The organism is Agrobacterium sp. 10T429, from assembly GCF_056393925.1.
Map to the genome: position 1 here is coordinate 400,790 of NZ_JBFTGV010000003.1, position 23,213 is coordinate 424,002.

At 57.6% G+C, this 23,213-nt stretch carries 25 protein-coding genes and 1 tRNA gene; 15 read left to right on the forward strand and 11 right to left on the reverse strand.

All coding sequences use genetic code 11. From position 1 onward, the window contains the following. Positions 1 to 16: 16 nt before the first annotated feature. The 5 genes from AC1DCP_RS11160 to AC1DCP_RS11180 all read right to left on the reverse strand — a co-directional run bounded on the left by AC1DCP_RS11160 (position 17) and on the right by AC1DCP_RS11180 (position 3,896). Entirely contained in the window at positions 17 to 331 is a 315-nt protein-coding gene (locus AC1DCP_RS11160) for a hypothetical protein (RefSeq protein ID WP_003511234.1), read from the reverse strand. Positions 332 to 493: 162 nt separating this feature from the next. Beyond that, entirely contained in the window at positions 494 to 907 is a 414-nt protein-coding gene (gene mutT, locus AC1DCP_RS11165) for an 8-oxo-dGTP diphosphatase MutT (protein WP_003511235.1), read from the reverse strand. Next, complete coding sequence (locus AC1DCP_RS11170) at positions 904 to 1,680, reverse strand: GNAT family N-acetyltransferase (protein WP_013761724.1); 777 nt, start codon at positions 1,678 to 1,680, stop codon at positions 904 to 906. The genes mutT and AC1DCP_RS11170 overlap by 4 nt, the downstream gene beginning before the upstream one ends. A gap of 18 nt (positions 1,681 to 1,698) precedes the next feature. Continuing rightward, positions 1,699 to 2,940 carry a bifunctional glutamate N-acetyltransferase/amino-acid acetyltransferase ArgJ gene (gene argJ / locus AC1DCP_RS11175; protein WP_065687837.1) on the reverse strand — a complete coding sequence of 414 codons (1,242 nt, stop codon included), beginning with the start codon at positions 2,938 to 2,940 and terminating at the stop codon, positions 1,699 to 1,701. 92 nt (positions 2,941 to 3,032) lie between these two features. Further along, on the reverse strand, positions 3,033 to 3,896 hold the full coding sequence (locus AC1DCP_RS11180) for a peptidylprolyl isomerase (protein ID WP_013761725.1): 864 nt from the start codon (positions 3,894 to 3,896) through the stop codon (positions 3,033 to 3,035). A 243-nt stretch (positions 3,897 to 4,139) separates the two neighbouring features. Between AC1DCP_RS11180 and secA the strand changes: the two genes are divergently transcribed. From secA to AC1DCP_RS11205, 5 genes are all read left to right on the forward strand, one after another. After that, a complete protein-coding gene (secA, locus tag AC1DCP_RS11185; protein WP_065688010.1) occupies positions 4,140 to 6,848 on the forward strand; it encodes a preprotein translocase subunit SecA in 2,709 nt (902 codons plus the stop codon). Positions 6,849 to 6,997: 149 nt separating this feature from the next. Continuing rightward, positions 6,998 to 7,891, forward strand: coding sequence for a DMT family transporter (locus AC1DCP_RS11190; RefSeq protein ID WP_013761727.1), 894 nt, complete (start codon positions 6,998 to 7,000; stop codon positions 7,889 to 7,891). An 81-nt stretch (positions 7,892 to 7,972) separates the two neighbouring features. Then, positions 7,973 to 9,175, forward strand: coding sequence for an acyltransferase family protein (locus AC1DCP_RS11195; protein WP_081308484.1), 1,203 nt, complete (start codon positions 7,973 to 7,975; stop codon positions 9,173 to 9,175). A gap of 57 nt (positions 9,176 to 9,232) precedes the next feature. Beyond that, complete coding sequence (uppV, locus tag AC1DCP_RS11200; RefSeq protein ID WP_019564817.1) at positions 9,233 to 10,648, forward strand: Wzx-type polysaccharide biosynthesis protein UppV; 1,416 nt, start codon at positions 9,233 to 9,235, stop codon at positions 10,646 to 10,648. 8 nt (positions 10,649 to 10,656) lie between these two features. Continuing rightward, positions 10,657 to 11,928, forward strand: a complete 1,272-nt coding sequence (locus AC1DCP_RS11205) for a GNAT family N-acetyltransferase (RefSeq protein ID WP_003511245.1) — start codon at positions 10,657 to 10,659, stop codon at positions 11,926 to 11,928. Between the two features lie 63 nt (positions 11,929 to 11,991). On the opposite strand, the gene uppQ is transcribed toward AC1DCP_RS11205, so the two are convergent. Next, positions 11,992 to 12,633 carry a polysaccharide biosynthesis GNAT family N-acetyltransferase UppQ gene (gene uppQ, locus AC1DCP_RS11210; RefSeq protein ID WP_003511246.1) on the reverse strand — a complete coding sequence of 214 codons (642 nt, stop codon included), beginning with the start codon at positions 12,631 to 12,633 and terminating at the stop codon, positions 11,992 to 11,994. 296 nt (positions 12,634 to 12,929) lie between these two features. Between uppQ and AC1DCP_RS11215 the strand changes: the two genes are divergently transcribed. Beyond that, positions 12,930 to 13,014: transfer RNA gene (locus AC1DCP_RS11215), tRNA-Leu, on the forward strand. Positions 13,015 to 13,114: 100 nt separating this feature from the next. Here the strand turns inward: AC1DCP_RS11215 and AC1DCP_RS11220 are convergent. The 4 genes from AC1DCP_RS11220 to AC1DCP_RS11235 all read right to left on the reverse strand — a co-directional run bounded on the left by AC1DCP_RS11220 (position 13,115) and on the right by AC1DCP_RS11235 (position 15,508). Beyond that, a complete protein-coding gene (locus AC1DCP_RS11220; protein ID WP_476774265.1) occupies positions 13,115 to 14,203 on the reverse strand; it encodes a site-specific integrase in 1,089 nt (362 codons plus the stop codon). A 238-nt stretch (positions 14,204 to 14,441) separates the two neighbouring features. Then, positions 14,442 to 14,645: a hypothetical protein gene (locus AC1DCP_RS11225; protein WP_476774266.1), complete on the reverse strand. Its 204-nt coding sequence runs from the start codon at positions 14,643 to 14,645 to the stop codon at positions 14,442 to 14,444. A gap of 54 nt (positions 14,646 to 14,699) precedes the next feature. Next, complete coding sequence (locus tag AC1DCP_RS11230) at positions 14,700 to 14,891, reverse strand: hypothetical protein (protein WP_333704464.1); 192 nt, start codon at positions 14,889 to 14,891, stop codon at positions 14,700 to 14,702. Between the two features lie 269 nt (positions 14,892 to 15,160). After that, complete coding sequence (locus tag AC1DCP_RS11235; protein ID WP_476774267.1) at positions 15,161 to 15,508, reverse strand: helix-turn-helix domain-containing protein; 348 nt, start codon at positions 15,506 to 15,508, stop codon at positions 15,161 to 15,163. A 94-nt stretch (positions 15,509 to 15,602) separates the two neighbouring features. On the opposite strand from AC1DCP_RS11235, the gene AC1DCP_RS11240 reads away from it, so the two are divergent. From AC1DCP_RS11240 to AC1DCP_RS11255, 4 genes are all read left to right on the forward strand, one after another. Further along, entirely contained in the window at positions 15,603 to 15,833 is a 231-nt protein-coding gene (locus AC1DCP_RS11240; protein WP_333704466.1) for a helix-turn-helix domain-containing protein, read from the forward strand. A 219-nt stretch (positions 15,834 to 16,052) separates the two neighbouring features. Next, positions 16,053 to 16,547 carry a hypothetical protein gene (locus tag AC1DCP_RS11245; protein WP_476774268.1) on the forward strand — a complete coding sequence of 165 codons (495 nt, stop codon included), beginning with the start codon at positions 16,053 to 16,055 and terminating at the stop codon, positions 16,545 to 16,547. Then, complete coding sequence (locus AC1DCP_RS11250; RefSeq protein WP_476774269.1) at positions 16,544 to 16,765, forward strand: hypothetical protein; 222 nt, start codon at positions 16,544 to 16,546, stop codon at positions 16,763 to 16,765. Before AC1DCP_RS11245 ends, AC1DCP_RS11250 begins: the two co-directional genes overlap by 4 nt. 217 nt (positions 16,766 to 16,982) lie before the next feature. After that, positions 16,983 to 18,554: an MT-A70 family methyltransferase gene (locus AC1DCP_RS11255; RefSeq protein WP_476774270.1), complete on the forward strand. Its 1,572-nt coding sequence runs from the start codon at positions 16,983 to 16,985 to the stop codon at positions 18,552 to 18,554. A gap of 2 nt (positions 18,555 to 18,556) precedes the next feature. Here AC1DCP_RS11255 and AC1DCP_RS11260 read toward each other — a convergent pair whose 3' ends face one another. After that, positions 18,557 to 19,864 (reverse strand): hypothetical protein, encoded by a 1,308-nt coding sequence (locus AC1DCP_RS11260; RefSeq protein ID WP_476774271.1) that lies wholly within the window; start codon positions 19,862 to 19,864, stop codon positions 18,557 to 18,559. Between the two features lie 86 nt (positions 19,865 to 19,950). Here AC1DCP_RS11260 and AC1DCP_RS11265 point away from each other — a divergent pair, with 86 nt between their 5' ends. The 5 genes from AC1DCP_RS11265 (at position 19,951) to AC1DCP_RS11285 (ending at position 23,190) form a co-directional block, all read left to right on the forward strand. Continuing rightward, entirely contained in the window at positions 19,951 to 20,508 is a 558-nt protein-coding gene (locus AC1DCP_RS11265) for a hypothetical protein (protein ID WP_476774272.1), read from the forward strand. Continuing rightward, complete coding sequence (locus AC1DCP_RS11270; protein WP_476774273.1) at positions 20,505 to 20,798, forward strand: hypothetical protein; 294 nt, start codon at positions 20,505 to 20,507, stop codon at positions 20,796 to 20,798. The genes AC1DCP_RS11265 and AC1DCP_RS11270 overlap by 4 nt, the downstream gene beginning before the upstream one ends. Further along, positions 20,795 to 22,015, forward strand: a complete 1,221-nt coding sequence (locus AC1DCP_RS11275) for a helix-turn-helix domain-containing protein (protein ID WP_476774274.1) — start codon at positions 20,795 to 20,797, stop codon at positions 22,013 to 22,015. Before AC1DCP_RS11270 ends, AC1DCP_RS11275 begins: the two co-directional genes overlap by 4 nt. Beyond that, complete coding sequence (gene nusG / locus AC1DCP_RS11280) at positions 22,005 to 22,658, forward strand: transcription termination/antitermination protein NusG (protein ID WP_476774275.1); 654 nt, start codon at positions 22,005 to 22,007, stop codon at positions 22,656 to 22,658. The genes AC1DCP_RS11275 and nusG overlap by 11 nt, the downstream gene beginning before the upstream one ends. 334 nt (positions 22,659 to 22,992) lie before the next feature. After that, positions 22,993 to 23,190, forward strand: coding sequence for an HNH endonuclease (locus AC1DCP_RS11285; RefSeq protein ID WP_416333323.1), 198 nt, complete (start codon positions 22,993 to 22,995; stop codon positions 23,188 to 23,190). The last annotated feature ends 23 nt before the right edge of the window (positions 23,191 to 23,213 follow it).

Below are 23,213 nucleotides of genomic sequence, written 5' to 3' on the forward strand. Positions count from 1 at the left end.
CGATGATGGTAAACGATCAGCAACCGCTCTCGCTGCTATAGCCCGTCACGACACAGGGCATCTCGGGCATCGGCTGGGTTATGCTGCGGCGGATGGAATACGTCTTGCCAGCATCGGTCTTCTTGATGGAGCCGGTGCTTATCATGTCGTAATTGTCGGAGAACTGCGCGACGCGCGTTGATGATTTTCCGGCAAGCATGGGGGTGACGATCAAGGAAAGAGCAATCACAGCCGTCCCGAAAAGCAGCGCGACATTAAGAACGCCGGTGCGACGGGATTTATTGGAGTAAGACTGACGACCTTCCACCGTCTTCCAGAAATCCTCGTTCATAGCCAACCTCATACGCGCAGTTTACCGCTTCTTTAGCTTAACAATCTGCCAGAGGGTGCTGAACGATCTGTTAACACAGCCTCGTTTTGGCACGGTAAAGCGGAGTTACGGGATGTTTTCAACAGGCTGCGCGAGGGGATCGAACCCGCCAGGAAGTTCGCTTTAAAGCAAATCCTGAAGGAAGGGGATGAGCGGCTCGTCGGCCGGCGGCATCGGATAATCACGCAGAGCCTGCGGCTTTACCCATTTAATTGCCTGTCCTTCGCGCCCATGGGCCATGCCTTCATAACGACGGCACACGTAAAGCGGCATCAGCAGGTGAAAAGTCTCGTAGGTATGGCTGGCGAACGTCAGCGGCGCGAGGCAGGCTATCTTGGTCTTGATACCCAACTCCTCGTCCAACTCGCGGACGAGGGTCTCCTCCGGTGTTTCGCCTTGTTCCACCTTGCCGCCTGGAAATTCCCACAGGCCGGCAAGCGACTTGCCCTCAGGTCGTTGCGCCAGAAGAATACGGCCGTCCTGATCGAGAAGGGCGCAGGCGGCAACCAGCAGGATTTTTTTGCCGGCTTCGCTCATTCTTCACCAGCCTTGCGCCAGTAGCGATAGGAATAGGCCTCGGTGAAGCCGAATTTTTCATAAAGTGCAATCGCGGGCGCATTTGTGGAGACGACCTGCAACCAGGCGCTTTTGGCGCCGCTGATGCGGGCCCAGCGCAGTGCTGACGCCAGCAGCTGCGTGCCGAGGCCCTTTTTCCGCTGCGACTTCTCGACATCGAGGGAAAGAATGCCGGCAAGATCGTTATCCTGCACGCAGATAACGGTGGCAAGTGCGCTGCCCCCTGCTTCTTCGTTGATGAACAGGCCAAGGGTCGGCTTGATCGAACTGAGGATTTCAGCGATCGCCGGGCGCAGGGTCGGGTCGCCATCGCTGACCTTGATGCTCGCCTCGACAAAACGGCCAATATCGTGGCTCGGCAGGCTGACCAGCGTTTCCGGCAGTTCCATGCCAGCGAGATCGGCCGTCATGACCTTGACCTCCTCAACCATGGACCAGCCGTCCTTTACCAGAAAATCCTTGAGCTGCGGCGGCATCAGCGTCGTTTCGCGCACCACCAGCGGACGGCCGAAATCCTCGAAGCGCTTGCGCGCCTTTTCCAGCCGCACCGCGCAGTTTCCATAATCGGAAGGATCGAGCGGCACCACGCAATTGATGCGTTTTGATGGATGCGACCCCGTCAGGCGGATTTGCCAGCTACCGTCATAAATCACCGACGAGGCCGGCCAAGCCCGAAAGCTGACTGCTTCCAGACGGCGAACCAGCGGCAGATTGACGATTTTATTGTCCTGCATTCTCTTCGGCTCCAACGGTCAGCTCCGGTAGTCGCCGTTGATCGCAACATATTCCTTGGTCAGGTCGCACGTCCATACGGTGGCCTTGCCCTCACCGAGACCGATGTCAACCTTCACCGGAATGTCTTCCAGCCGCATCACGGCGGTGGTCTCCGCTTCCGAATAATCCGGATCGCGTTCGCCATTGACGGCAACGCGCACGCCGCCGAACCAGATGGCAAGGCGATCACGGTCGGCCATTTCACCGGATTTGCCCACAGCCATCACGACGCGACCCCAATTAGCATCTTCGCCGGCAACCGCAGTCTTCACCAGCGGTGAATTGGCAATCGAAAGGGCGATCTTCTTGGCAGCGACATCGTTTTCCGCGCCGGTAACGGTGACTTCGACCATCTTGCGTGCGCCTTCGCCATCGCGAACCACCTGCAGGGCCAGATCTTTCAGGAGATCGTTCAAGGCGGCGCGGAAGGAGGAAAGCCGCTCGTCATCGGCGCGCGTCACCTTGACCTGACCGTCCTCAGCCGCCGCACCTGTCGCAAACAACATCAGCGTATCGGAGGTGGAGGTGTCGCTGTCAACAGTCACGGAATTGAAGGTCGAGCCGACACCGGCGGAAAGCAGTGATTGCAGCGCGGCCGGATCAATATCTGCATCCGTCACCACGAAGGAAAGCATCGTCGCCATATCGGGAGCGATCATGCCGGCACCCTTGGCGATACCGTTGATGGTGACCACGACACCGCCGATTTCGGCCGTGCGGGTCGCGACCTTGGGATAAGTGTCGGTCGTCATGATTGCCTTGGCGGCTTCCTGCCAGAAATCGGCTTCAGCCATGCCCTGCATGTCGCCCAGAACCCCGGCGAACTTGGTGGCATCGAGCGGTTCGCCGATTACGCCGGTCGATGCCAGAAACACTTCATTTTCAGAGCAGCCGACTGCAGCGGCTGCGGATTTCGCCGTCAATTCGGTCGCGGCCTTGCCTTTGACGCCGGTAAAGGCGTTTGCGTTACCGGAATTGACCACCACGGCGCGCGCCACGCCACCGCCGAGATTGGCGCGGCAGAAATCAACGGGGGCCGAGGGGCATTTCGATTTTGTGAAAACGCCGGCCACGCTTGCCGGCTTGTCGAACACCATCAACAGAACGTCGGTCCGGTTCTTGTACTTGATGCCGGCGGCAGCCGTCGCCATGCGAACACCACGCAGCGCGGGCATGTCGGGATAGGATTTCGGAGCGAGCGGGGAAACGGCAACGGACATGGGAAAGCGCCTGAGATTCTGGAAACGGGGAAGGTTTGAAAGTGCCTGAGATGAAGCTGGGCGGCCTGTGGCCGCCCCGTAACATGGTTTTATTACTGCTGCGGCTGTGCCTGCTGTTCCTTCGTGGCTTCGTCGTAGCCCTTCTTCAGCGTCTCATCCATGATTTCGATCTTCTGGTCAGCCTTTGCCTTCTCGATGAGGGCAACGTACTTGTCACGCATGACAAGCTGACGAACCTGCGGCTCGACCTGCTCGAAAGCCGGCGGCGGTGCGATGCGCTTGTCTTCCAGCTTGATGACGTGGAAGCCGAACTGCGTCTTGACAGGCGTCTTGGTGTAGGCGCCCTTTTCGAGACCGAAAGCGGCCTCTTCGAATTCCGGAACCATGCGGCCCTTGCCGAACCAGCCGAGATCGCCGCCATCATCCTTGTTGGAGTCGGTCGACTTTTCCTTGGCAAGTGCTGCGAAATCCTTGCCCGCATCAAGCTGCTTGATGACGTCCTTGGCTTCGTCTTCGCTTGCAACCAGAATATGGGCTGCCTTGATTTCTTCTTCCTTCGGCAAGGCTGCTACTTCCTTGTCGTAGCGCGCCTTCACCTCTTCATTGGTGACAGCGTCAACCACATGCTTGCGGAAATAGGCGTTGTGCAGCTCACGGTCCTGAATGAACTCCATGCGCTTCTTGAAGTCTTCGGTCTTTTCCAGACCTTCGGCGCTGGCATTCTTCACGAGAAGCTTGACGTCGATCGCGCCGGAAAGGGCTGCGACCTTCTTCTGCTCGTCGGGAAGCTGTGCGAGCTGCGGATCGAGATTGCCCATGGCAAGGTCGAGTTCGGACTGGTGGATTTCCAGATCGCCAACCTTGGCGACAACCTTGTCTTCCTGTGCAAAGGCAGGAAACTGGAGGCCGAGCGTGGCCACAATCACCGCAGCCGCAATTTTATTATAGCGCAACATTTTGAACCTTTCGGGGACAATGCCGGCTCCAGACATGGTTTCCGGCTCTGAAAAAACTTCCAAACACCGGATTGTGGCCATTCTGTAACGGGCAGAACCGTTGACATCATTTGCCCCCCCTCTTATCTGTCACGCAACCTCGCGTCCAGATACGTTGAAGGGCGAAGTCCGTCATTTGTTGCCGAAATCGGCGTGATGGAAAAAACCGCCTGCGAAAACGGAATTTCAGAAAGGGCCAGTAAGATGGTCAGCCTCGGCGGAATAGCCCGCAAATTGTTCGGTTCGGCAAATGAACGCCGCGTCCGCTCCTATAAAAGCAAGATCGCAGCCATCAATGCGCTGGAGGAAGCCACCAAGGCTCTTTCCGACGACGCGCTGGCGGCAAAGACGGCGGAGTTCCGCCAGCAGCTTGCGGACGGCAAATCGCTGGACGATCTGCTGATCCCGGCTTTTGCCGTCGCCCGCGAGGCGTCGCGCCGTGTTCTGCACATGCGACCCTTTGATGTGCAGCTGACCGGTGCCATGATCCTGCACCAGGGCGCCATCGCCGAAATGAAGACCGGTGAAGGCAAGACGCTGGTGGCGACCCTTGCGGTCTACCTCAATGCGCTGGCCGGCAAGGGCGTGCATGTCGTTACCGTCAACGACTACCTCGCCCAGCGCGACGCGGCCACGATGAGCAAGCTCTACCGTTTCCTCGGTCTGACGACCGGTGTGATCGTGCACGGGCTTGATGACGACCAGCGCCGCGAGGCCTATGGCTGCGACATCACCTACGCCACGAATAACGAGCTTGGCTTCGATTATCTGCGCGACAACATGAAATATGATCGCGCCCAGATGGTGCAGCGCGGCCACAACTACGCAATCGTCGACGAAGTGGACAGCATTCTGGTCGATGAGGCGCGCACGCCGCTTATCATCTCCGGCCCGCTGGACGACCGCTCCGATCTCTATAACACCATCGACACCTTCATTCCGCTTCTGTCGCCGGAAGATTACGAAATCGATGAGAAGCAGCGTTCGGCCAACTTCTCCGAAGACGGCACCGAGAAGCTCGAAAACCTGCTGCGGCAGGCGGGCCTGCTCAAGGGCGAATCGCTTTACGACATCGAAAACGTCGCCATAGTTCACCACATCAACAATGCGCTGAAGGCCCACAAGCTCTTCACCCGCGACAAGGACTACATCGTCCGCAACGACGAGATCGTCATCATCGACGAATTCACCGGCCGCATGATGCCGGGCCGCCGTTATTCCGAAGGCCAGCACCAGGCGCTGGAAGCCAAGGAAAAGGTGCAGATCCAGCCGGAAAACCAGACGCTGTCTTCCGTCACCTTCCAGAACTACTTCCGCATGTATGCAAAGCTTGCCGGCATGACCGGTACGGCGTCGACGGAAGCGGAAGAGTTCGGCAACATCTACGGTCTCGACGTCATCGAGGTGCCGACCAACCTGCCGATCCAGCGTATCGACGAGGACGACGAGGTTTATCGTACCGGCGAAGAGAAGTTCCTTGCCATCATCGCCGAGATCAAGGCGGCGCATGATCGTGGTCAGCCGGTTCTCGTCGGCACGACCTCCATCGAGAAATCCGAGCTTCTGGCCCACATGCTGCGCCAGTCCGGCTTTACCGATTTCCAGGTTCTGAACGCCCGTTACCACGAGCAGGAGGCCTATATCGTTTCGCAGGCCGGTGTTCCCGGTGCGGTCACCATCGCCACCAACATGGCCGGTCGTGGTACGGACATCCAGCTCGGCGGCAACGTCGAGATGCGTCTGGAGCGCGAGCTGGAAGGCATGGAGCCGGGTCCGGAGCGTGATGCGAAGGAAGCGGCCATCCGCGCCGAGATCAAGGTTCTCAAGGAAAAGGCGCTTGCCGCCGGCGGTCTCTACGTCATCGCGACCGAGCGCCACGAAAGCCGCCGTATCGACAACCAGCTGCGTGGCCGTTCCGGCCGTCAGGGCGACCCCGGCCGCTCCAAGTTCTATCTGTCGCTTCAGGACGACCTGATGCGCATCTTCGGTTCCGAGCGCATGGACAGCATGCTGCAGAAGCTCGGCCTGAAGGACGGCGAGGCCATCGTCCATCCGTGGATCAACAAGGCGCTGGAACGTGCCCAGAAGAAGGTCGAAGCCCGTAACTTCGAGACCCGCAAGAACCTGCTGAAATATGACGACGTGCTGAACGATCAGCGCAAGGTCATCTTCGAGCAGCGCCTTGAGCTGATGGAATCCGACAATATCGGTGAAACCGCAGCCGACATGCGCCACGAAGTGATCGAAGCGCTCGTCACCAAGCATATTCCTGAAAATGCCTATGCCGAACAGTGGGATATCGCCGGTCTCAAGGCCGGTATCGCCCAGTTCCTGAACCTCGACCTGCCGGTGGAGGAATGGGCGAAGGAAGAAGGCATCGCCGAGGACGACATTCTTCAACGCGTTACCGAGGCCGCGGACAAATACGCCGCTGAACGTGCGGAACGTTTCGGCCCGGAGATCATGACCTATGTCGAGCGCTCGGTCGTGCTTCAGACAATCGACCATCTGTGGCGCGAACACATCGTCAACCTCGATCACCTTCGTTCCGTCGTCGGTTTCCGCGGTTACGCCCAGCGCGATCCATTGCAGGAATACAAGGCGGAAGCCTTCGAGCTGTTCCAGTCGCTGCTTACCAACCTGCGTGAAGCCGTCACCGCCCAGCTGATGCGCGTGGAACTGGTGCAGCAGGAACCGCAGCAGCCGGAGCTGCCGGAAATGACCGCGCATCACCTCGACCCCGTCACCGGGGAAGACGAGATGGCGCAGGGCGTGCCGGTCGCTTTCGTACCGGCCGAGGAGCGCGACCCGAACAACCCCGCCACCTGGGGCCGTATCGGCCGCAACGAAATGTGCCCCTGCGGCTCGGGCAAGAAGTACAAGCACTGCCACGGCGTTTACGAACAGGCGTAAAAGGCCAGGGCTTTATGCCAGCAATCGATCGCCCGTAACCTGCGTTACGGGCGATTTTGTTTGGGCAGGATCATTGCTGCTGGTCGGGGTGTTGACTGGTATCGGCACTTTCCCTATGGGAGCCGGATCATCTTGCGGAAACTGCTTTCATGGCCCCTCGCGATCTTGCCGCCTATATTTTTCTCGCGATTACGTGGGGCGTGTCTTTCCTGCTGCTTCTACATGTCGTCGCAGCCTTCGGCTGGATTGGCGCAGTCACGCTTCGCTCGCTCATAACCGCTGTAGCACTCTTTCTCATTGCGCGTGCGGCACGCCGGAAGCTGGCATTCTCCGCAAGCTGGCGCGCTTTCGCAATCGTCGGCGCAACGACGGTCGCCGGGCAACTGATCGGCCTGTCCTACGCGACGCCTCAGATCGGCACTGCGATGGCAGCCATATTGGTGGCGACCATCCCGCTTTTTTCAATGCTGATCTCGCAGATTTGGGGTCTGGAACGCCTGACGCGGCAGGGTATTGCCGGTCTCGTCATCGGCTTTGCCGGCATCGTCCTGCTCGTTGGTTTTCCCGCTGTTCCTGTCACATCCGGCTTTGTCATTGGCTGTGCTGCCGCTGTCGCCGCCTGCATCTGTGCCGCCTATGGCAGCAATTTTGCGAGCCTGCACCTCAAGGGGGTTGGATCCTGGGAAATAACCATCGGTTCCTTCCTGACAGGCGGCCTGATGACCTTGCCGCTTCTTTTCGCTGTGCCCTTGCCCGGAACGCCCGATCTCGTCGATTACGGTTATCTTCTGATACAGGCGGTCGTCATGAGCGGCCTGACCTACATCACCTATTTCAAGCTGGTCTCCTCGATCGGCGCAACGAAGGCGATCAGCGTGGAATTTGCCGTCACCGTCGTGGCGGTGCTTGTTGGCGCCCTGGTGCTCGACGAACCCCTGTCGCTTCCCCAGCTGTTCGGTGCCGGTATCATCATTCTGGGCTGCGCACTGGTGCTTGACCTCATGCCCAAGAAAAAGGCCCCGCCCACCCCGTCGGGTGCATGAAGGGTTTATTAGCGTTTTCCACCAATAGTCGTGTTGATCGTTACGGATCAGGCGGGATCGCGTTCGTCACGCGAGGGGAAAATGCAACCGGGCAAATCAGACTATGAGCATTATTGGGACCCGTTGCGGGCACTCCTCATGCTGCTCGGCATACCCTATCACGCCTCCCTGCTCTACAGCTATGCTTTGCCCTGGGACATCAAGGATTTCGAGACCAGCCCAGTCCTGACCGCGCTTGGGGCAGCGCTCGTCACCTTCCGCATGCCTTCGTTTTTTCTGGTGGCCGGCTATTTTTCCACCATGGTCATCGGCAGGAAGGGCAAGATGCCATGGCTCAGACAGCGCTTCCTTCGCCTTGGCGTCCCTTTCATCGTGGCCGTGCTCCTGCTTGGGCCATCGCAGCTTTTCCTGCTGAAACTGGCAGGTATCGCCAAAGGTGATATTCCCGCCGACCGGCTGCTCGCGAACCTGCCGGATTTGCTGTTTCCGGGTGAGCAATGGATCATGCATCTATGGTTCCTACCCGCCCTTATCGCGTATTCGGGTCTGCTTGCCGGCCTGCTATTTCTGGCGGGGCGCCCGCCCCTCGCCTATGCAAGAGACTGGTTCGGCAGGATGCGGGGTCAATATCCAGCCGCGTTTTTCGCAGCGCTCTGCGCCTTCCCTGTTTTATGGGAGCTGACGGTTTACGGTTCGGGCCTGCTTGCTGGCAAAAATGGGAACAGCCTTCTCGTTCTCTATGAACGGGCCTCCGACCCTTACGCGCGTTACGTACCGTTCTTCCTTATCGGGGCTTTGCTTCATCGCGACCGGGCTCTTTTTCACCGCTTCCGCCAGACGGGCATCCTCACGGGCGTCATCGCGTTTGCCGGGATCGCGACAGCGGTTACGCTGCGGTTGGAATATCCTTTTTCGAACTCGGCCCTGCTGATACTCGTCTCCACAATCGCCGCCGTGGCGGCAAGCCGCCTGCTGATCGATATCGCCTGCCGCTTTTTCGACCGGCCAAGCCGGCTTGCCAGGAGAATGACCGACGCTTCCTTCACCATCTACCTGGTTCACCACCCGCTGATTTATGCCTTCGGCACCCTCTTCATCCTGATCTCGCTGCCGCCGATCCTGGAATTCGCCATCATCGTCGTCGCCACCACGATAACGGCCTATCTGCTGCATCAGGCGATACGCCGTAGTCCGCTTGCCCTTTTTCTCTTCAACGGGATCCGCAAACCGAGGCAGGTGGCCAATATCGGCACACAGGTGCCTGTCTCCCAAACCCTTCGTTAATGATAAGGTGCTTATAATCCAGTTGCCTACTCAACTGGAAATGATGGCGTGTGGATTATGGCTATCCTCAACACGGCGGAAAAAGCCTTACCCGCAGGCCTGCGCGCTAAACTGGCGCCGCTGGGGGCAAAAATCGCCGTCGTCGTTTCCGGCAGAGACGATGTCTCCCGGGCCCAGCGCATGGCGCTCGTCGCCTTTGCGGTGCGCATCATCAGCGCCGGTATCGCTTTCATCTCCCAGATCATCCTTGCCCGCCTGATGGGCGAATTCGAATATGGCCTGTTCGCCTTTGTCTGGGTTCTGGTCATCCTGTTCGGCAACCTCTCCTGTCTCGGCTTTCACACCACCGTCATCCGCTTTTTGCCCGGCTACCGCCTGGAGGATGCCCATGACAAGATCATGGGTCTAACCTCGACAGCGCGTCTCTTCGCCATGCTTTCGGCCAGCGCGCTTGCATTTTTCGGTTTCGTCTTCCTGTATTTCTTCGGCGAGCGCATCTCCGCCTATTACCTCATTCCGGTTTCGCTGGCGCTTTTCACCCTGCCGATGGTGGCGCTTGGCGATGTGCTGAACGGGACAGCTCGTGCCAACGGCTGGGCGGTTTCAGCCCTCAGCCCCACCTATATCATCCGCCCGGTGCTGATCCTGCTGTTCATGCTGGTGGCGATCCTTCTCGGCGCGGAAAAAACCGCGACGACAGCGATGCTTGCGGCCCTTTTGGCCACCTATGTCACCACGCTTTTCCACTTCGTGTTCATGAACCGCCGGCTCAACCGGCATTTCCGCAGCGTTGCCCGCAGGGTGCATTTCCGTCCGTGGATACGGTTTGCCTTTCCGATGTTCCTGATCGACGGCATCGGTTTTTTGATGACCAACTCAGATGTGGTAATCGTCGGTCTATATCTGCCGCCGGATCAGGTCGGCATCTATTTTGCCGCGGCAAAAACCATCGTGCTGATGCAATTCGTGTTTTTTTCCGTGCAGGCGGCTGCGGCCCCACGTCTGGCCGCGCTCATTGCTGCCAATGACAGGCAGGGGCTGGCCGGGTTCGCCAGCCAGGCGGCGCGCTGGGCCTTCTGGCCATCGCTTGCCGTTGGCTGTCTCGTGCTTCTGGCAGGGCCGTTTCTGCTGTCCCTGTTCGGTCCCGGCTTCGTACAGGGTTACAAGCTGATGTTCTTCCTCTTTGCCGGCTTCCTCGCAAAAGCACTGATCGGCCCGGGAGAAACGCTGCTGAATATGGCCGGCAAACAAAAATTGTGCGTAGCTCTTTATATTATTATCTTCGGTTGTAACATTATACTCAACATGGTGTTGATTCCGGTCTATGGTCTGACAGGCGCTGCGGCAGCTGTCGCGATAGCAATGTGTATAGAAGCTGTGCTATTGCATATTGCCATTCGCCGCACACTCGGGATCGTCCTTTTTGCCTTCAACGATCCCCGGGCGGGTCAAGACACTGGGAAGGCGGTGTAACGATAAGCATGTCCAGCGACCCAAAGAATCCGGATTTTCAGGACCCGCGCATCGCTGCGCTGATGGCGTCTACGGAGCGTGACCGCCCCGTGGCCGACAGCAGCCGGCGCGTGGGACGCGACGGCCGCGAATTCTGCATCTATCCTGGCCGGCTCGGTTACGACATGCAGGAAGAACTCGACTTCCTGTCCAACCGCGTCATGGAGGCAAATGTCTTCTTCACAGGGCGGCTTCTTGCACCCGCCATGCCGCGTATCGATGACAAGTCCGTGCGCTTCGCCCTTATTCGCGACGAGAACGGCGCTAGAAGCCGCATGCGCTTTCTGATGCCCTTCACCGTGGAAAAGCCAGGTTTTTCCATCGGTCCCTCCATCATCCGTGGCTGGGCCAACCCCTTCGGCCCTCTCGGCACGCCGCTGGTCGATACCGAAGGTGCCGCAGAAACGCTCGACAATCTTTTCGATGCCCTTTCCGACCGGGAAATGCGCCTGCCGAATGTTCTGGTACTGCCGGATGTACGGCTTGAAGGGCCTTTTGCCCGGATGTTCAAGGCCATAGCAATCAGCCGCAACCTGCCGGTGACGACGACTGGTAACTATCAGCGGCCGATGCTGGAGAGCCTTCTGGACGGCGAAGCCTATCTGCGCAATTCACTTGCGCCACATCATTTGCGGGAAATGCGCAGGCAGTGGCGACAGCTCGAAAAACTCGGGGCCCTTTCCTACACCGTTACCCGGCAACCGAAGGACATACGCTACCGCATGGAGGAATTCCTGGCGCTGGAAGCGAGTGGCTGGAAAGGCCGCAAACGCAGCGCGCTGGTGAATGACCGCTATCGCGCCGCCTTCGCCCGCGAGGCAATCACCAATCTGGCCGAAGCGGATGCGGTGCGCATTCACACCATCGATCTCAATGGCAGCGCCATCGCCTCCATGATCGTCTTCATGACGGCTGGCGAGGCCTATACGTGGAAGACCGCCTTTGACGAATCCTATTCGCGGTTTTCACCCGGCAAACTTTTGGTGCAGAAACTGACCGACTGGCAGCTGGACGACGCCAATATTCTGCGCAGCGACAGCTGCGCAGTGCCCGATCATCCGATCATGAGCCGCTTCTGGCAGGAACGGCAGGAAATGGGCACTCTGGTCGTCGGGCTTGCGCAGAACAGCGACCGTGACGTGCGACAGGTTTCCACGCAGGTGGACATGTATCGCAACACCCGCAACCTCGCCCGCAGCCTGCGCCAGAAAATCCTCTCCTTCGGGCGCAAGAACAGTTAATCCCGAAGGATGCCGCAGCATCCTTCGGTTTGGTATCTGACTATCCACAGGGCTGACGCTGCGTCAGCGCGAGGCCGTCCGGATCATCTTGCACAATTGGGTCAGTGCGGCGTCATATCCGCCGCCGAGAATATCGACACAACGACGGGCAAGCTTGATCTGCTCGTTTCGCGACATGTCGTTATAGGCCTGTATGGCATTGCGCATGCCACCGGGCGATACCGGCCCCGTGTTGCCGGGGTTTCCAGGATTGCCCGGATTACCGGGGTTCCCCGGATTGCCTGGCGAGCTGGAGCCGCCGATGCCAAGCCCGACACCAAGGCCAAGACCGCTCGATCCGCCCACATTCGCACCAACATTGGCATTGATGCCGCTGGAGCCGCCAACCGAAGCATTGGCGCCCGCACTGACACCGCTMGAGCCGCCGACGGATGCGTTGACATCCGCATTAACCCCGCTGCTGCCACCGACCGACGCGTTGACATCCGCGCCCAGTCCGCCACTGCTCCTGCCGCCGACATCAGCGCTGGCATTGACGCCATTGCTGCCACCCACGGAAGCATCGACACCGAGCCCACCGCTGCCATTGCCGCCCACACTGGCATTCACCCCGTTCTCACCGCCAATCCCGATATCCAGCGCGTGGGCGTTGACCGGTAAAATCAGACAGGCAGACAGTAACAAATTGCGAGAAAGCGCCCTCATAATTTCCTCCTATGAGTTCTGGCTTCTCCCGCCCCGCGTGGAAACTCCACGCAAACATCATAATTCAATTAGCAATTGTGTATATTCTAATTTATTAGTGGTATCTAATATTGCTTTAACGCCACAACCGTCGGTGTACCGATACGGGACGGACAAACGCGACTCTCCTTTCATTCCCCGCCCGGTAAAAGCTCTGAAATGAAGGCTGCAAACGCACGTCATTAGACAGGAAAAATCAGCTTTGGGGTTGCACGCATGCCATTGGCCGTGATAGACGCCGTGGCATTACCACCGTTGCCCCAATGGCGGAATTGGTAGACGCGCCGCACTCAAAATGCGGTTCCGCAAGGAGTGCTGGTTCGATCCCGGCTTGGGGTACCATTACCTAAAAATCATATTGATTTGCTTAGGTTTTCTGTTCCAAAGTGTCCAAGTAGTTCACACCACCTAGAAAAGTTGGACACTTTTGTTCTTCTTTTGGTCAGTCGTCGCCGTCGTCTACAGCCTGATCCATGAGCTTTACGGCGCTCTTTGCAAGCACTTTTTGGCGAGCCGCCTTGGTGTAGCGGATTACCTCTTTAGACGTCGTATGGCCGGTAATTGCCATAATCTGATGTTCCGTCGCACCGCGATCTGCGAGCCGTGCAGCGGCAGCTTTTCTCAGGCCGTGGGCGCTGCAATGCGTCAGCTCGGCTTCATTGCATCTTTTCCGAAACCAGTTGCCAAAGCCGTTCGACGTGAAGGGCTTATTGAACTCGGTGACAAGTAATGTCAGATCGCCGCATGGGCCGGCCTCGATTGCCTTAACAAGATTGGGATGCAGCGGCATTTCCAACCTGCGAGGTTTTCGCTTCTTGTCCTTCTCCTGGACGAAGCGCAGCCATCCCTTTGTCATATGCTGCTTTCCAAACAGCACAATATCGCTGCGGCGCTGACTTGTGAAAAGGATCAGCATCAAGGCTAGATATGCCTTTGTGCCGATAGGATGCTTGCCAATGAACTGGTCAACCTCGTCCTCTGTCCAAGAGTGATAGCCTTCAGACCCGGTTTTGAAATAGGGGATGTCTCGGGCCGGATTAGTCACGCACAATTCCACGGCTGGCATCGTCGCCCACCCGAATATTGCACGTAACGCCTTAAGCCAGCTATTCGCCGCATCCGGTGTTTCCGCCTTTCGGTCCCGCAGCACTCGAACCGCTTTCGCAGTGAATGCAGCCACTGGCACGTCCTCAAATAACTTCTTGTCTCCCTTCTTGATCGGTTCTTTCCACATCGCCTCAACGATGAGCTTACGGCGATAGCGCGTCTTGCTGTCCAGTTGTTTGTATTCTGCGCTCTGGAAATAGAGCTGGCATAACCAGCGGAAAGTCCCCTTCCCTGCCATTTTAGGGCCGGCGGAATCCTCTTTTTGTACACCCTCCAACGCGGCGTAGTAGGCCGCATTGAATTCATCGGTTCCGGGCAACCCCGGCAGCCGAACTTTCGGTTGGCCTTTGCGCCGAAAATAAAACCGGAGACTGCCCCCGGTTCGATCTTCGACTACATATTTTTTTGCGAATTTCTTGGGCATCTACGCGAAATCCCATTCCTCTGTTTCATCGTCGTCGCCTCCGGGCAGACGGCCAAAAGCCTTTTCAAGCGACCTCCTGTCCCAAATCGTACGGCTATTCGCCCTTTTGGGCTTTGGCATTCTGCCATCGGCCACCATTTCGGCAAACAGAGATTTGGAAACCCCGATATAAGCCGCAGCCTGTTCGCAATTGAGTCCCAGCACTGGCGGCAATGGGCACGCGCTTTCAGGTCTGGCTTCAGTATGAACTGTCATAAGGAACCATCTTCATCTTGGCGGCGTGGTGGCGCTTGATCTCGGCGAGGCTGGTAGCGCAAAGCGCTGCGGCGCCAATCACGGCGAGCATGAGGGCGGCACAAATGCAAGTCAGAAAGAACCGGATGTAGGGCGGCGTTGGCTGCTGCGGCCGCTCCGTCGGGATCATGGGTGAAATCTGGATCAAGGCTCTCTCCATCCGGTTTCCGCCTCGCATGAGGCGGAAACCGGAGCGGACGTTTCAGGCCGCAGCACGCGCGTCTTGAACGCGCATGTCGTGGAACCGGGAAACAGCTGCATCGCCGCAGCGGTATATTTCCTCTGCCGTAAACCACTCCCGCAGATCGGCTTTTGTGCAGCCGTCGCCCACGCGCTGGATGGCGTCCGCCATCGCCTGCGTCAGTTCGTTTTCATTAGACGTTTTGATATGCATGCCGGGTCTCCATCCTGATGAGGGAGCCGGGCGACTGGTTCACGTTTCGAGAGTGTGCCGCCCGGCTGGTCCCGCGCCGTCACTGGGCTACGGGCGTGGGATGCCGACAAAAGTTGCATAACTTGCAACTTCACACAAGGGAAAAAGTTTCACACAATGAAACTTCGCGGGAAACAAGATGCAACAAATCCGCACCGCAAGGAAGTGCGGCTTTGCTGTGTTGGGATTTGAGTTGGCGCGATTCGCTCGAAAGCGCATGAGGCAAACAATTACCGGCCGTTTTTGACCTTGGACTCCGTTTCTTCGAAGAGCAATCTCAGCATAGAAATCGCTTTTTCCTTCTGTTCTTCGGTTCTATCGAGGAAGAACTGCGCGAGCCAATCGTCGTCCGGGTGCCGGAACAGGCCCGGGATGTCAGTACCAAACAGCGCAGCAAGGCGCTCAAGGTACTCTTGTTTGGGGAGCGTACCCTTAAACCATTTGGAAATAAGCCCCTTATCAGCACCAACCTCGCGGACGATATCGGCTTGCTTGAGGTGACGCTTTTCCGCCCACTCAGGGATGAAGTGGATTCTGCGCGGCGTTTTGCCAGAGTGTATCCGCTCAATGTTGCTCATTGTGCAACTTTAATCCCATCTTCGCCAGATTTCGTCGGCTTAAGTTGACACCAAGCCTATTGCAAAAAGTTTCAAGTTATGAAACTTCTGAGCTATGGAACATCCGATCACAACATACCGGCGCAATAACTTTCTGACGCAAGCTGCGTTCGGGCGTCTTGTTGGCGCGACCAAAGGCATGGTGTCGAGATGGGAGGCTAGTTTGATTTTGCCTCGCCCGGATTTCATCGAAAAAATTGAGAATGTTACCAACGGTTTGATTTCTGCGAGTGCAATAGTCCGAGCATTCAACTTCGCTCATCGACGTTTGGAGGCGGCAGAATGACCCGCCTTGCACTCCCTTCGCGTTGGCGCTCCTCCCGGCCTGACGCGACCCGCACCGGAGCGCGATATTCCGGTCGTTCCAGTGCGGGTAACTCTCGTTTTGCATGCGGGCCTCCATAGGCGCCTGACTCCCACTCACTTTGCATTTTTGCGCACCTGCGTTCGATGAGAATTTTTCAGAAAAATTCTCATTGCGCTTTCGTTCGTCTGGAGCTTGGCAATGAAGAAAGAGGAATACCAAATTCAGCCGTGGTTCCGCCCGGTCAAGGGCGCGCAGCGCGATCTCATCAAGGCTGTGGGCGGGATGGATCGCGCGGCGCTGCTGCTTAGCCGTTCGGTCGGACAAATCGGCCGATACAACAACTGGCATGATCCCGACTTGATGGCGCAATGGGAAATCATTGTGCTGGAAACTGATCTGGGCCGGCCTGTTGTCTCTCGCACTATGGCCGTCCTGACTGGCGCAAGCGTCCTCGACCCGACCGGCGAAGCTCGCGGCCGTGATTGCCTTCACTCCGGTTCCGCCAAGTTGATGACAGAGCATGCCGAATTCTTTGCGGCCTATTCGGAGGCCGCCAGCGATGGCCAATTCTCCGACCGGGAAATGCTGGAAATGCTTCCCAAGGCCGAGGACGTGCGGCGCTCTGCGGATTCGCTTGTTGCGAAAATTCATCGGATACTTGCAAAGGCGATCTCGAAAGGCGGTGAACAATGACCAGCCTTTCCCTGTTCAATCGCTCGATTTCGGAACGAGATCGCGCATTCCTCCGCAGCGTTTCACATGCGGGCGGTTCGCGTGATCTGCTCGACGGCGAAGCGCCTGCCGCCGCACACTGCATGATTGCGGGTTTCGTCCGGCTCGAAAAGTTCCGGCGCGTTTGCGTGACTGACGATGGGCAAGCGTATCTCGACCGACTGGCGAGGGCGCACTGATGGATAACATGTCCTCCCAGCCAGAAACCCTAACCGCGCGCATGGCTCGTTTCGACGCGTTGCCTAAAGCGGTTCGGCAAGCCATTAACCTTGCTTCCTTTGAGTTTCACCCTGGCATGGCGGAACGTCTGCTGCGGCGCGGCGCTTCCGCCCATGGTTGTGCCGCCCGCCTCGCCATAACCGACCGTGGCCTCTCTGCCCGGAAAGGTGGTGCGTAATGGCGGCGCAGTCTCTTCCTATGCCCAAAAGCCACGGCCTTTCGATCATCGCCGCTGCGGTTCGCGATGGTGAGTTTCGGTGCAAGGGCGCGAACGACACAATTTCAGCGTCTACTGCAATGGCACATCGCTATCTCACGCGCGACCCGAAGGATGGAAATCTGTTTCGGCCCGGCGAAAAAGCTATTGCGGTGTTGGCTCGCGCTCGTGAGTTGGGCAAGCTGCCGGACACAGATGCGCTCGACAATCCAGCCATGAAAGTTGTTGTCGCGCGTGACCCGCACTCCATCGACGCAGGCAACCGTTTGCGTGATCTGGACGAAAAAACCGTCCTCGCTCTTATGGATGCCTTCACGCGCGCCGGCCAGCGTCAGCCCATCGAAGTCTATGGCAGACAATCGGATGCCAGCGTCAAACTCGGTGCTGGCGGACACCGGCTGGAAGCCTGCCGCCGCCTCGGCATAAAGGTTCTATGCTTCCACCATGACGGTGACGAGCTTGACCGGCAGCTTTGTGAGATTGATGAAAACCTGATCCGGGCCGATCTGACGCCTACTGATCGGGCGCTTTTCCTTGCGCGCCGGAAGGAGATTTACCTTATCAAGCACCCGGAAACGGCTGCGGGCGAAAACCAGCATACGAGGTTTCGCAAAGTTTGCGAAGGCTCCAAAGCCGAGCGCTTCACCGCCGCAACAGCCGCTGCGACCGGGCAAAAAGAACGAACCATCCAACTCGACGTTGAGCGCGGCGAGAAAATCTCGGCCACGGCCTTGCAAATGCTGCGCGGCACCCGCCACGACAAAGGCGTGACGCTGGACCAGCTCAAGCGACTGGAAACTAAGCAGGCGCAAGAACAGTATGCGCGAGAACTGATCGCGGCGGATAAGGCAATTGCTGCCGAAAGCAAACAAATCCGCACGGCGATACGAGCCAGCAACCGGGCATCGCGCATCCGCCTAGTCAGCCTGATTGCCGAAACCGGGCGCAAGTGGGGCGGCGACCTCCCCCGCCGCGCCTATGCCATCGGCTACGCTGACCCGCCTTGGGAGCAGGAGGCATGGAGCGACGAAACCGGACAGGACAAGGGCCTCAAATACCCGTCCATGTCAGTGGACGAAATCAAGGCACTGTGCGCTGGCGACAGGACGCCGTTCACGCCGGATGCCGTGCTGTTCCTTTGGGTGACAGCTAACCGCGTTCCTGATGGCATCGCCGTCTTGGAGGCGTGGGGCTTCGAATATGTGACCTGCGAGGTGTGGGATAAAGTGCACATCGGCATGGGCCGGTGGGTTCGGGATCGGCATGAACTGCTGCTTATCGGGAAGCGCGGCAAGATTTCGCTTGCGCCGGAAATGGGAACGCAGCCCGAAAGTCTCTATTCCGAACCAAAAACGGAACATAGCCGCAAACCGGAATGGTTTGCTGCGCAGATCGAGCGGCAATGGCCGTCTCTCCGCAAAATTGAGCTTTTCCAGCGCCGCGACAGCTTAGCTGAAGGCGATATTCGTCTAAATGGCATGTGGAACTTTTGGGGAAATCAAGCCGGTACACCGCAAGGCGGGGCGGAATGATATCATTCAGGCTTTTTGACCAACTCCATGAAATTCGGTGGCTCGACATTCTCTTGCCCTTGTCCGGGCAATGGTCTGAACAAAGCGTTGAGCATCAATCCCCTCTCCTCCGTCGTAGCACCGCTGCGTTCTATAAGATGAAAATATGTGTCCATCGTGGTGTGTCGTTGCCGCGCGTCATCCATCAGAACCATGGAGCGTGTGTTGAAGCGTACCAGAAGCTTTATAGCCCAGAAATAGAGGCCCAAAGGCGCAGATATCACCACCAACCGACTTATGGTAGCGGCGGTGAGTTGCGCGGCCGTCGCGTCCACGGGCAAGCCTTGCGTTGCCGCGTCGCCTATTCGCTTCAGGAGAGCGAGCACCGTTTCGATGTGTGTCAATGCCCACAATGGAGGAGCCAATATCGCGAAAGCGACAACCACGGCCGATATCCAAAAGGAAGTTGCACTCCAAAAAGCTCTATCTTTCCAAAGGCTTTTGGTCGTGTCTATGCTAAGCTCCTCACGCACGGACGCGGCAAATGCGCTAACGTGCCCTTCGGCCGCGTCCACACCGCTTACGATCTTCTCGAGCCTTTCTTGATTTTCAAGGCCTTCTTGTTTCACCTTCTCAACGGCGGTGGTTGCATCCGCGAGACTAGTTCTGACATCTGCGAAGAGTTTTGCGGAGTTCTCACTTGTCTTTATGACAAGATCTTGCATCTCAACTGCGTTAGATCCGTACCGCAAAAGCGATTGGTCAATACGCGTGGTTTGTTCCGCAATGAAGCTTTCGATTGCTTGACGTGTACCAAACATATCGAAGCCTTCAATATCCCGTCGCTGTACAGCCTTCCAGAAACCGTAGCTCTCCATCGCTGTGGTAAGATCGAGTGTAATAATGGGCGTGTCAATCCTGCGAAGTTCAGGATCGATGGTCCAGAGTGCACGCGTTTCGTAACACAACCCTGCAAGTGCAAATACAGCGAGTACAGGACGCGACATGCCGCTGAGTCCTCGAAAACGCTGATCGAAATCAGAGATCCAAAGAGTTGCACCGTCTTCCGTGATCATCGGAACCAGCGGTTTCTCTACTCTTCCAGGCTTAATCGATGCTTCAAGGTGGGTTATCAAACTTCCCTCGATCGCTCTCACCAAGTCGAGGTAGTGCTCACCGGACAAGACGCTCCTCGCTACCCCATCGCCAAGCATCGCGATCAGACGTGCATAAGACTGCTTTGCGACTTGAACAGATGTATCTGTGATATCCTTCTCAACAAACTGGGGTTGAAAAGGCCTGCTCAACATTTCAAAAATTTCGAGGTTCATCTCTCCCCCTTACATCCATTAATTGTAGTACTAAGCTACCTCGACGCAATTTTCGGAAGAGTTAATTTTCTTTCGCGTGGTGCGGCATGATGACGTCATCCCACGCCTCGCTCGAGCGCCAGAAAGCGCGCGTCGCCCGTATTGCTGCCATTGCCGACAGGTGCCACGGCGACCGGTGGGAAATCGATACGGACGGCACACAAACGCATGTGATCGCCCGCCGCTCGACCGGCGAGCATTCAGTGCTTTGCACAATCTACGCTGACGCTTTGCCCGATGAAATCGAGCTTATCAGTGGCGCGCTTTCGGATGCCACCCTGTTCCTTGAACTGCGGCGTATGGCAATCGTAGCCTTTCGGTCGGGCCAAGGCAGGTCACCACCTCCGCACCCGCAAGATCGGCTGCGCGATGGCGACTTTGCAGCTAACGCCGCGATCCTCTGCGCGGAGCCACTGTTTCATCGATACCTGGAGCGCCGCGATCCGACACGCGCCATTTACGACAAGGACCATGCCGACACGACGCTCAAGAAGCTAATCGGCATCACCAGCAAAAAACAACTCAACACAGAAGCTCGGGCGCAGACAGCTTTTCGCGATCTGCGCGCCGACTATCAGGCATGGAAAGAAAGGGGCCGGGCATGACAGGAATCTCTCCGGTTGTCGAAGAATTACAGGATTGCGTCAACGATGCGGAGCGGGCGCGCTGGCTGCTCAAAATACCGGTCGTTCTGCTCTACCGTGAGCAAACCGCCATCTATCGCGTCCTACGCAACGCCCGGTTCGCACGCGGTGAAGAACTGGTCAACATCGAGATTTCGGCTCTTCTTTTAGCGCGGGACCGTTTCGGGCGGCTGCCTGCCGAAACAGATGCTGTCGTAAGCGCCGCACGTAGCTTCATGGAAGCGCTGGCCCGGAAAGGTGGTGCGGCATGAGCGGCGAAGCAACTATCCGGCGCGGCGTGCGTAACGCACGTTATTCTGCCATCCCGAACCATGTGCTTGAAGACAAGCGGCTGTCCATGGATGCGCGGTGGCTGCTTTGCTATCTCCTGTCTAAGCCGGACAACTGGACCGTTGTGGTTGGCGATATCATCAACAAGGGCGGTTGTGGACGAGACAAAGTTCGCAAGATGATCGCGGAGCTTGTTGAAACCGGCTATGCCGAACGCGACCAGACGCGCGACGAAGGTCGATTCAGCGCTGCAAGCATGGTGATTTTCGATGAACCGCGCGCCGCAACGGACGCTGGAGCGCCACAAAATGTTGCATCTTTACCGCAGACTGAAAAGCCGTCGCCGGTAATGCCGTCGCCGGTTTCGCCGTCGCCGGTAAAATCGGCACATAGTAATAACTTAGATTCAGCAAATACTGATTATCAGCAAGAGGGAGATGCGCGCGACGCTGTTTCGGAAGGGGAGGAAGACCCCAAGGCTGTGGCTAGGGCGTTTCGGCGTTGGTACGGCGATTGGCCGACACGCAAGATCGATAGCGCCTATGCTGCCGAACGTGCATGGCAGGCGCTGACGCCGTCACAGCGGGCTGAGTGCATAGCCAAATCCCCGCTCTACATCGAACGGGCCAATGCAACCAAGGGTGTGAAAGTACCGTGGGCAGGGCCGTACCTGACTGGCCGCGATTGGGAAAAGCTCGATGATCCGAAGTCGGATGTCGCGCTGCCTGTTGTGCACGGTCCATTTACGAGGGCTTGGCATGCGCGGCGCTGTGCCGAGTTGCTTCAACCCATCTCATCGGTCATGCCCCAACTCGCCCCGTTCCTTCGCCGGATCGTGGATGCTGGTGGTGAGAAGGCGGAAGCGACCTTGCGGGATCATCGTCGCAAATATGGTTGGCCCAAGGTCAACACGATGGACGAGCGATCCGGCGACCGAAAGGGCGTGACGGTTCCCCCAAGCATTTTCAGAATATCGGAAGGTTTCGAGAAGGCGCATCGCGACGGCGATCTTTCGAAGGCTTGGGCGCGTCTCTTTGAGCGGATGGGGCTTCCTTGGCCCGAAGTTCCGAACGGCGTCGAATGGCTGTTCTTTCCACCAGTACCGGCAGAAGTCACGGATTTGGAATTGGCGGTGACCGAAGCTTGGGCCGCCTTTGAGGCGCACGTTAACGAGGGACGCAACGATGATGCAGCATAGAGGCAATCTGTTCGACGGCGCTGTCTCGGATAGCGGTCTTATCAAGCTCGCACGAATTGCCGACGAGCAGGCCGCGAAGATACGCTGGCTATCCATGGCAAGCCGCCGAATCGTGGCGGACTATCCGAATCATGCTCGATGGATTTGCCTTCGGGTGATGACCGGCCGCGAAAAGTCTGTGCAAAAATCACTTGAAGATTGCGATATTGAAACCCTCGTCCCGATGAGAAAGGGCAAGGTTTACCATCGCCGTGGGCGGGTAATTCCGGCCGCAGATGTTCCCGTCCTGATCGGATACGTCCTCGTTCGTTGCGTATATTCAACAACAGCGATGGCGGGTATCGAAAGCGTTGAGCATGTCATTGGCGTGCTTGGTGGATGGGAAACACCAGTTCCCATCAATGAGGAATATGTCAACAAATACATAGAGAAGGCGGCAGCAGGAGCCTACGACTACGAGCGACCCGGTATCATCGTTCGCGCTGGTGAAAAGGTCCGCATCACCGAAGGTCCGTTCGGTGGAATAGGTGGTTCAGTGGTGACGGCGCCGGGCGATGGCATAGGTGATGCGGTGATTGAAATCATGCTGCTCGGCAAGCCAGTGCCCATGCTTGTCCCTCTTGCAAACCTCGAAAAGCTGTGACTATACGTTGGCAACGGACGAGCTGATGATCCTGCTAGTGAGCTTCTGAGAACGCGGTAGAACGCGGGGATAACAATCCCGAAGTTGGTACACCGGTCAGCCCCCGCCTTGACGCCCTCGCAGACGAGGGACCGATTCAGGGCTGGTGCGCAAGCTATGTCCAGGCCATGGCGAACCAAACAGAAAAGCGATCCTCCGGGGTCGCTTTTTTCGTCTAAGGGATATGGGCAATCTATCCTCTCTTCCTTCACGTCTCGGCAGACTACCTGACCGTATCGGTAGTCCCCCGAAGAAAGCCGAAGCGTTCTATCAGTCTACGGAATGGCGCTCGCTGATGTCATCACTAAAGCGGACACGCGGCAACAGATGTCAGCGTTGCGGAGCCACTGGCCGCATCATTGGCGATCACATCCACGAGCGAAAAGACGGCGGTGCGGAACTTGATCCGGCAAACGTCGAACTCCTTTGCTTGCCCTGTCACAACACGAAGACGGCGAAAGCCAAGGCCGCAAGGGCCGCTGGCGTGACCTGACCCCGAAGGGAGGGGTGGGTCTG

Coding starts and splice junctions, on each gene's coding strand:
- AC1DCP_RS11160 (WP_003511234.1), bottom strand. CDS start 331: ATGAACGAGGATTTCTGGAAGACGGTGGAAGGTCGTCAGTCTTACTCC.
- mutT (WP_003511235.1), bottom strand. CDS start 907: ATGAGCGAAGCCGGCAAAAAAATCCTGCTGGTTGCCGCCTGCGCCCTT.
- AC1DCP_RS11170 (WP_013761724.1), bottom strand. CDS start 1,680: ATGCAGGACAATAAAATCGTCAATCTGCCGCTGGTTCGCCGTCTGGAA.
- argJ (WP_065687837.1), bottom strand. CDS start 2,940: ATGTCCGTTGCCGTTTCCCCGCTCGCTCCGAAATCCTATCCCGACATG.
- AC1DCP_RS11180 (WP_013761725.1), bottom strand. CDS start 3,896: ATGTTGCGCTATAATAAAATTGCGGCTGCGGTGATTGTGGCCACGCTC.
- secA (WP_065688010.1), top strand. CDS start 4,140: ATGGTCAGCCTCGGCGGAATAGCCCGCAAATTGTTCGGTTCGGCAAAT.
- AC1DCP_RS11190 (WP_013761727.1), top strand. CDS start 6,998: ATGGCCCCTCGCGATCTTGCCGCCTATATTTTTCTCGCGATTACGTGG.
- AC1DCP_RS11195 (WP_081308484.1), top strand. CDS start 7,973: ATGCAACCGGGCAAATCAGACTATGAGCATTATTGGGACCCGTTGCGG.
- uppV (WP_019564817.1), top strand. CDS start 9,233: ATGGCTATCCTCAACACGGCGGAAAAAGCCTTACCCGCAGGCCTGCGC.
- AC1DCP_RS11205 (WP_003511245.1), top strand. CDS start 10,657: ATGTCCAGCGACCCAAAGAATCCGGATTTTCAGGACCCGCGCATCGCT.
- AC1DCP_RS11220 (WP_476774265.1), bottom strand. CDS start 14,203: ATGCCCAAGAAATTCGCAAAAAAATATGTAGTCGAAGATCGAACCGGG.
- AC1DCP_RS11230 (WP_333704464.1), bottom strand. CDS start 14,891: ATGCATATCAAAACGTCTAATGAAAACGAACTGACGCAGGCGATGGCG.
- AC1DCP_RS11235 (WP_476774267.1), bottom strand. CDS start 15,508: ATGAGCAACATTGAGCGGATACACTCTGGCAAAACGCCGCGCAGAATC.
- AC1DCP_RS11240 (WP_333704466.1), top strand. CDS start 15,603: ATGGAACATCCGATCACAACATACCGGCGCAATAACTTTCTGACGCAA.
- AC1DCP_RS11245 (WP_476774268.1), top strand. CDS start 16,053: ATGAAGAAAGAGGAATACCAAATTCAGCCGTGGTTCCGCCCGGTCAAG.
- AC1DCP_RS11250 (WP_476774269.1), top strand. CDS start 16,544: ATGACCAGCCTTTCCCTGTTCAATCGCTCGATTTCGGAACGAGATCGC.
- AC1DCP_RS11255 (WP_476774270.1), top strand. CDS start 16,983: ATGGCGGCGCAGTCTCTTCCTATGCCCAAAAGCCACGGCCTTTCGATC.
- AC1DCP_RS11260 (WP_476774271.1), bottom strand. CDS start 19,864: ATGAACCTCGAAATTTTTGAAATGTTGAGCAGGCCTTTTCAACCCCAG.
- AC1DCP_RS11265 (WP_476774272.1), top strand. CDS start 19,951: ATGATGACGTCATCCCACGCCTCGCTCGAGCGCCAGAAAGCGCGCGTC.
- AC1DCP_RS11270 (WP_476774273.1), top strand. CDS start 20,505: ATGACAGGAATCTCTCCGGTTGTCGAAGAATTACAGGATTGCGTCAAC.
- AC1DCP_RS11275 (WP_476774274.1), top strand. CDS start 20,795: ATGAGCGGCGAAGCAACTATCCGGCGCGGCGTGCGTAACGCACGTTAT.
- nusG (WP_476774275.1), top strand. CDS start 22,005: ATGCAGCATAGAGGCAATCTGTTCGACGGCGCTGTCTCGGATAGCGGT.
- AC1DCP_RS11285 (WP_416333323.1), top strand. CDS start 22,993: ATGTCATCACTAAAGCGGACACGCGGCAACAGATGTCAGCGTTGCGGA.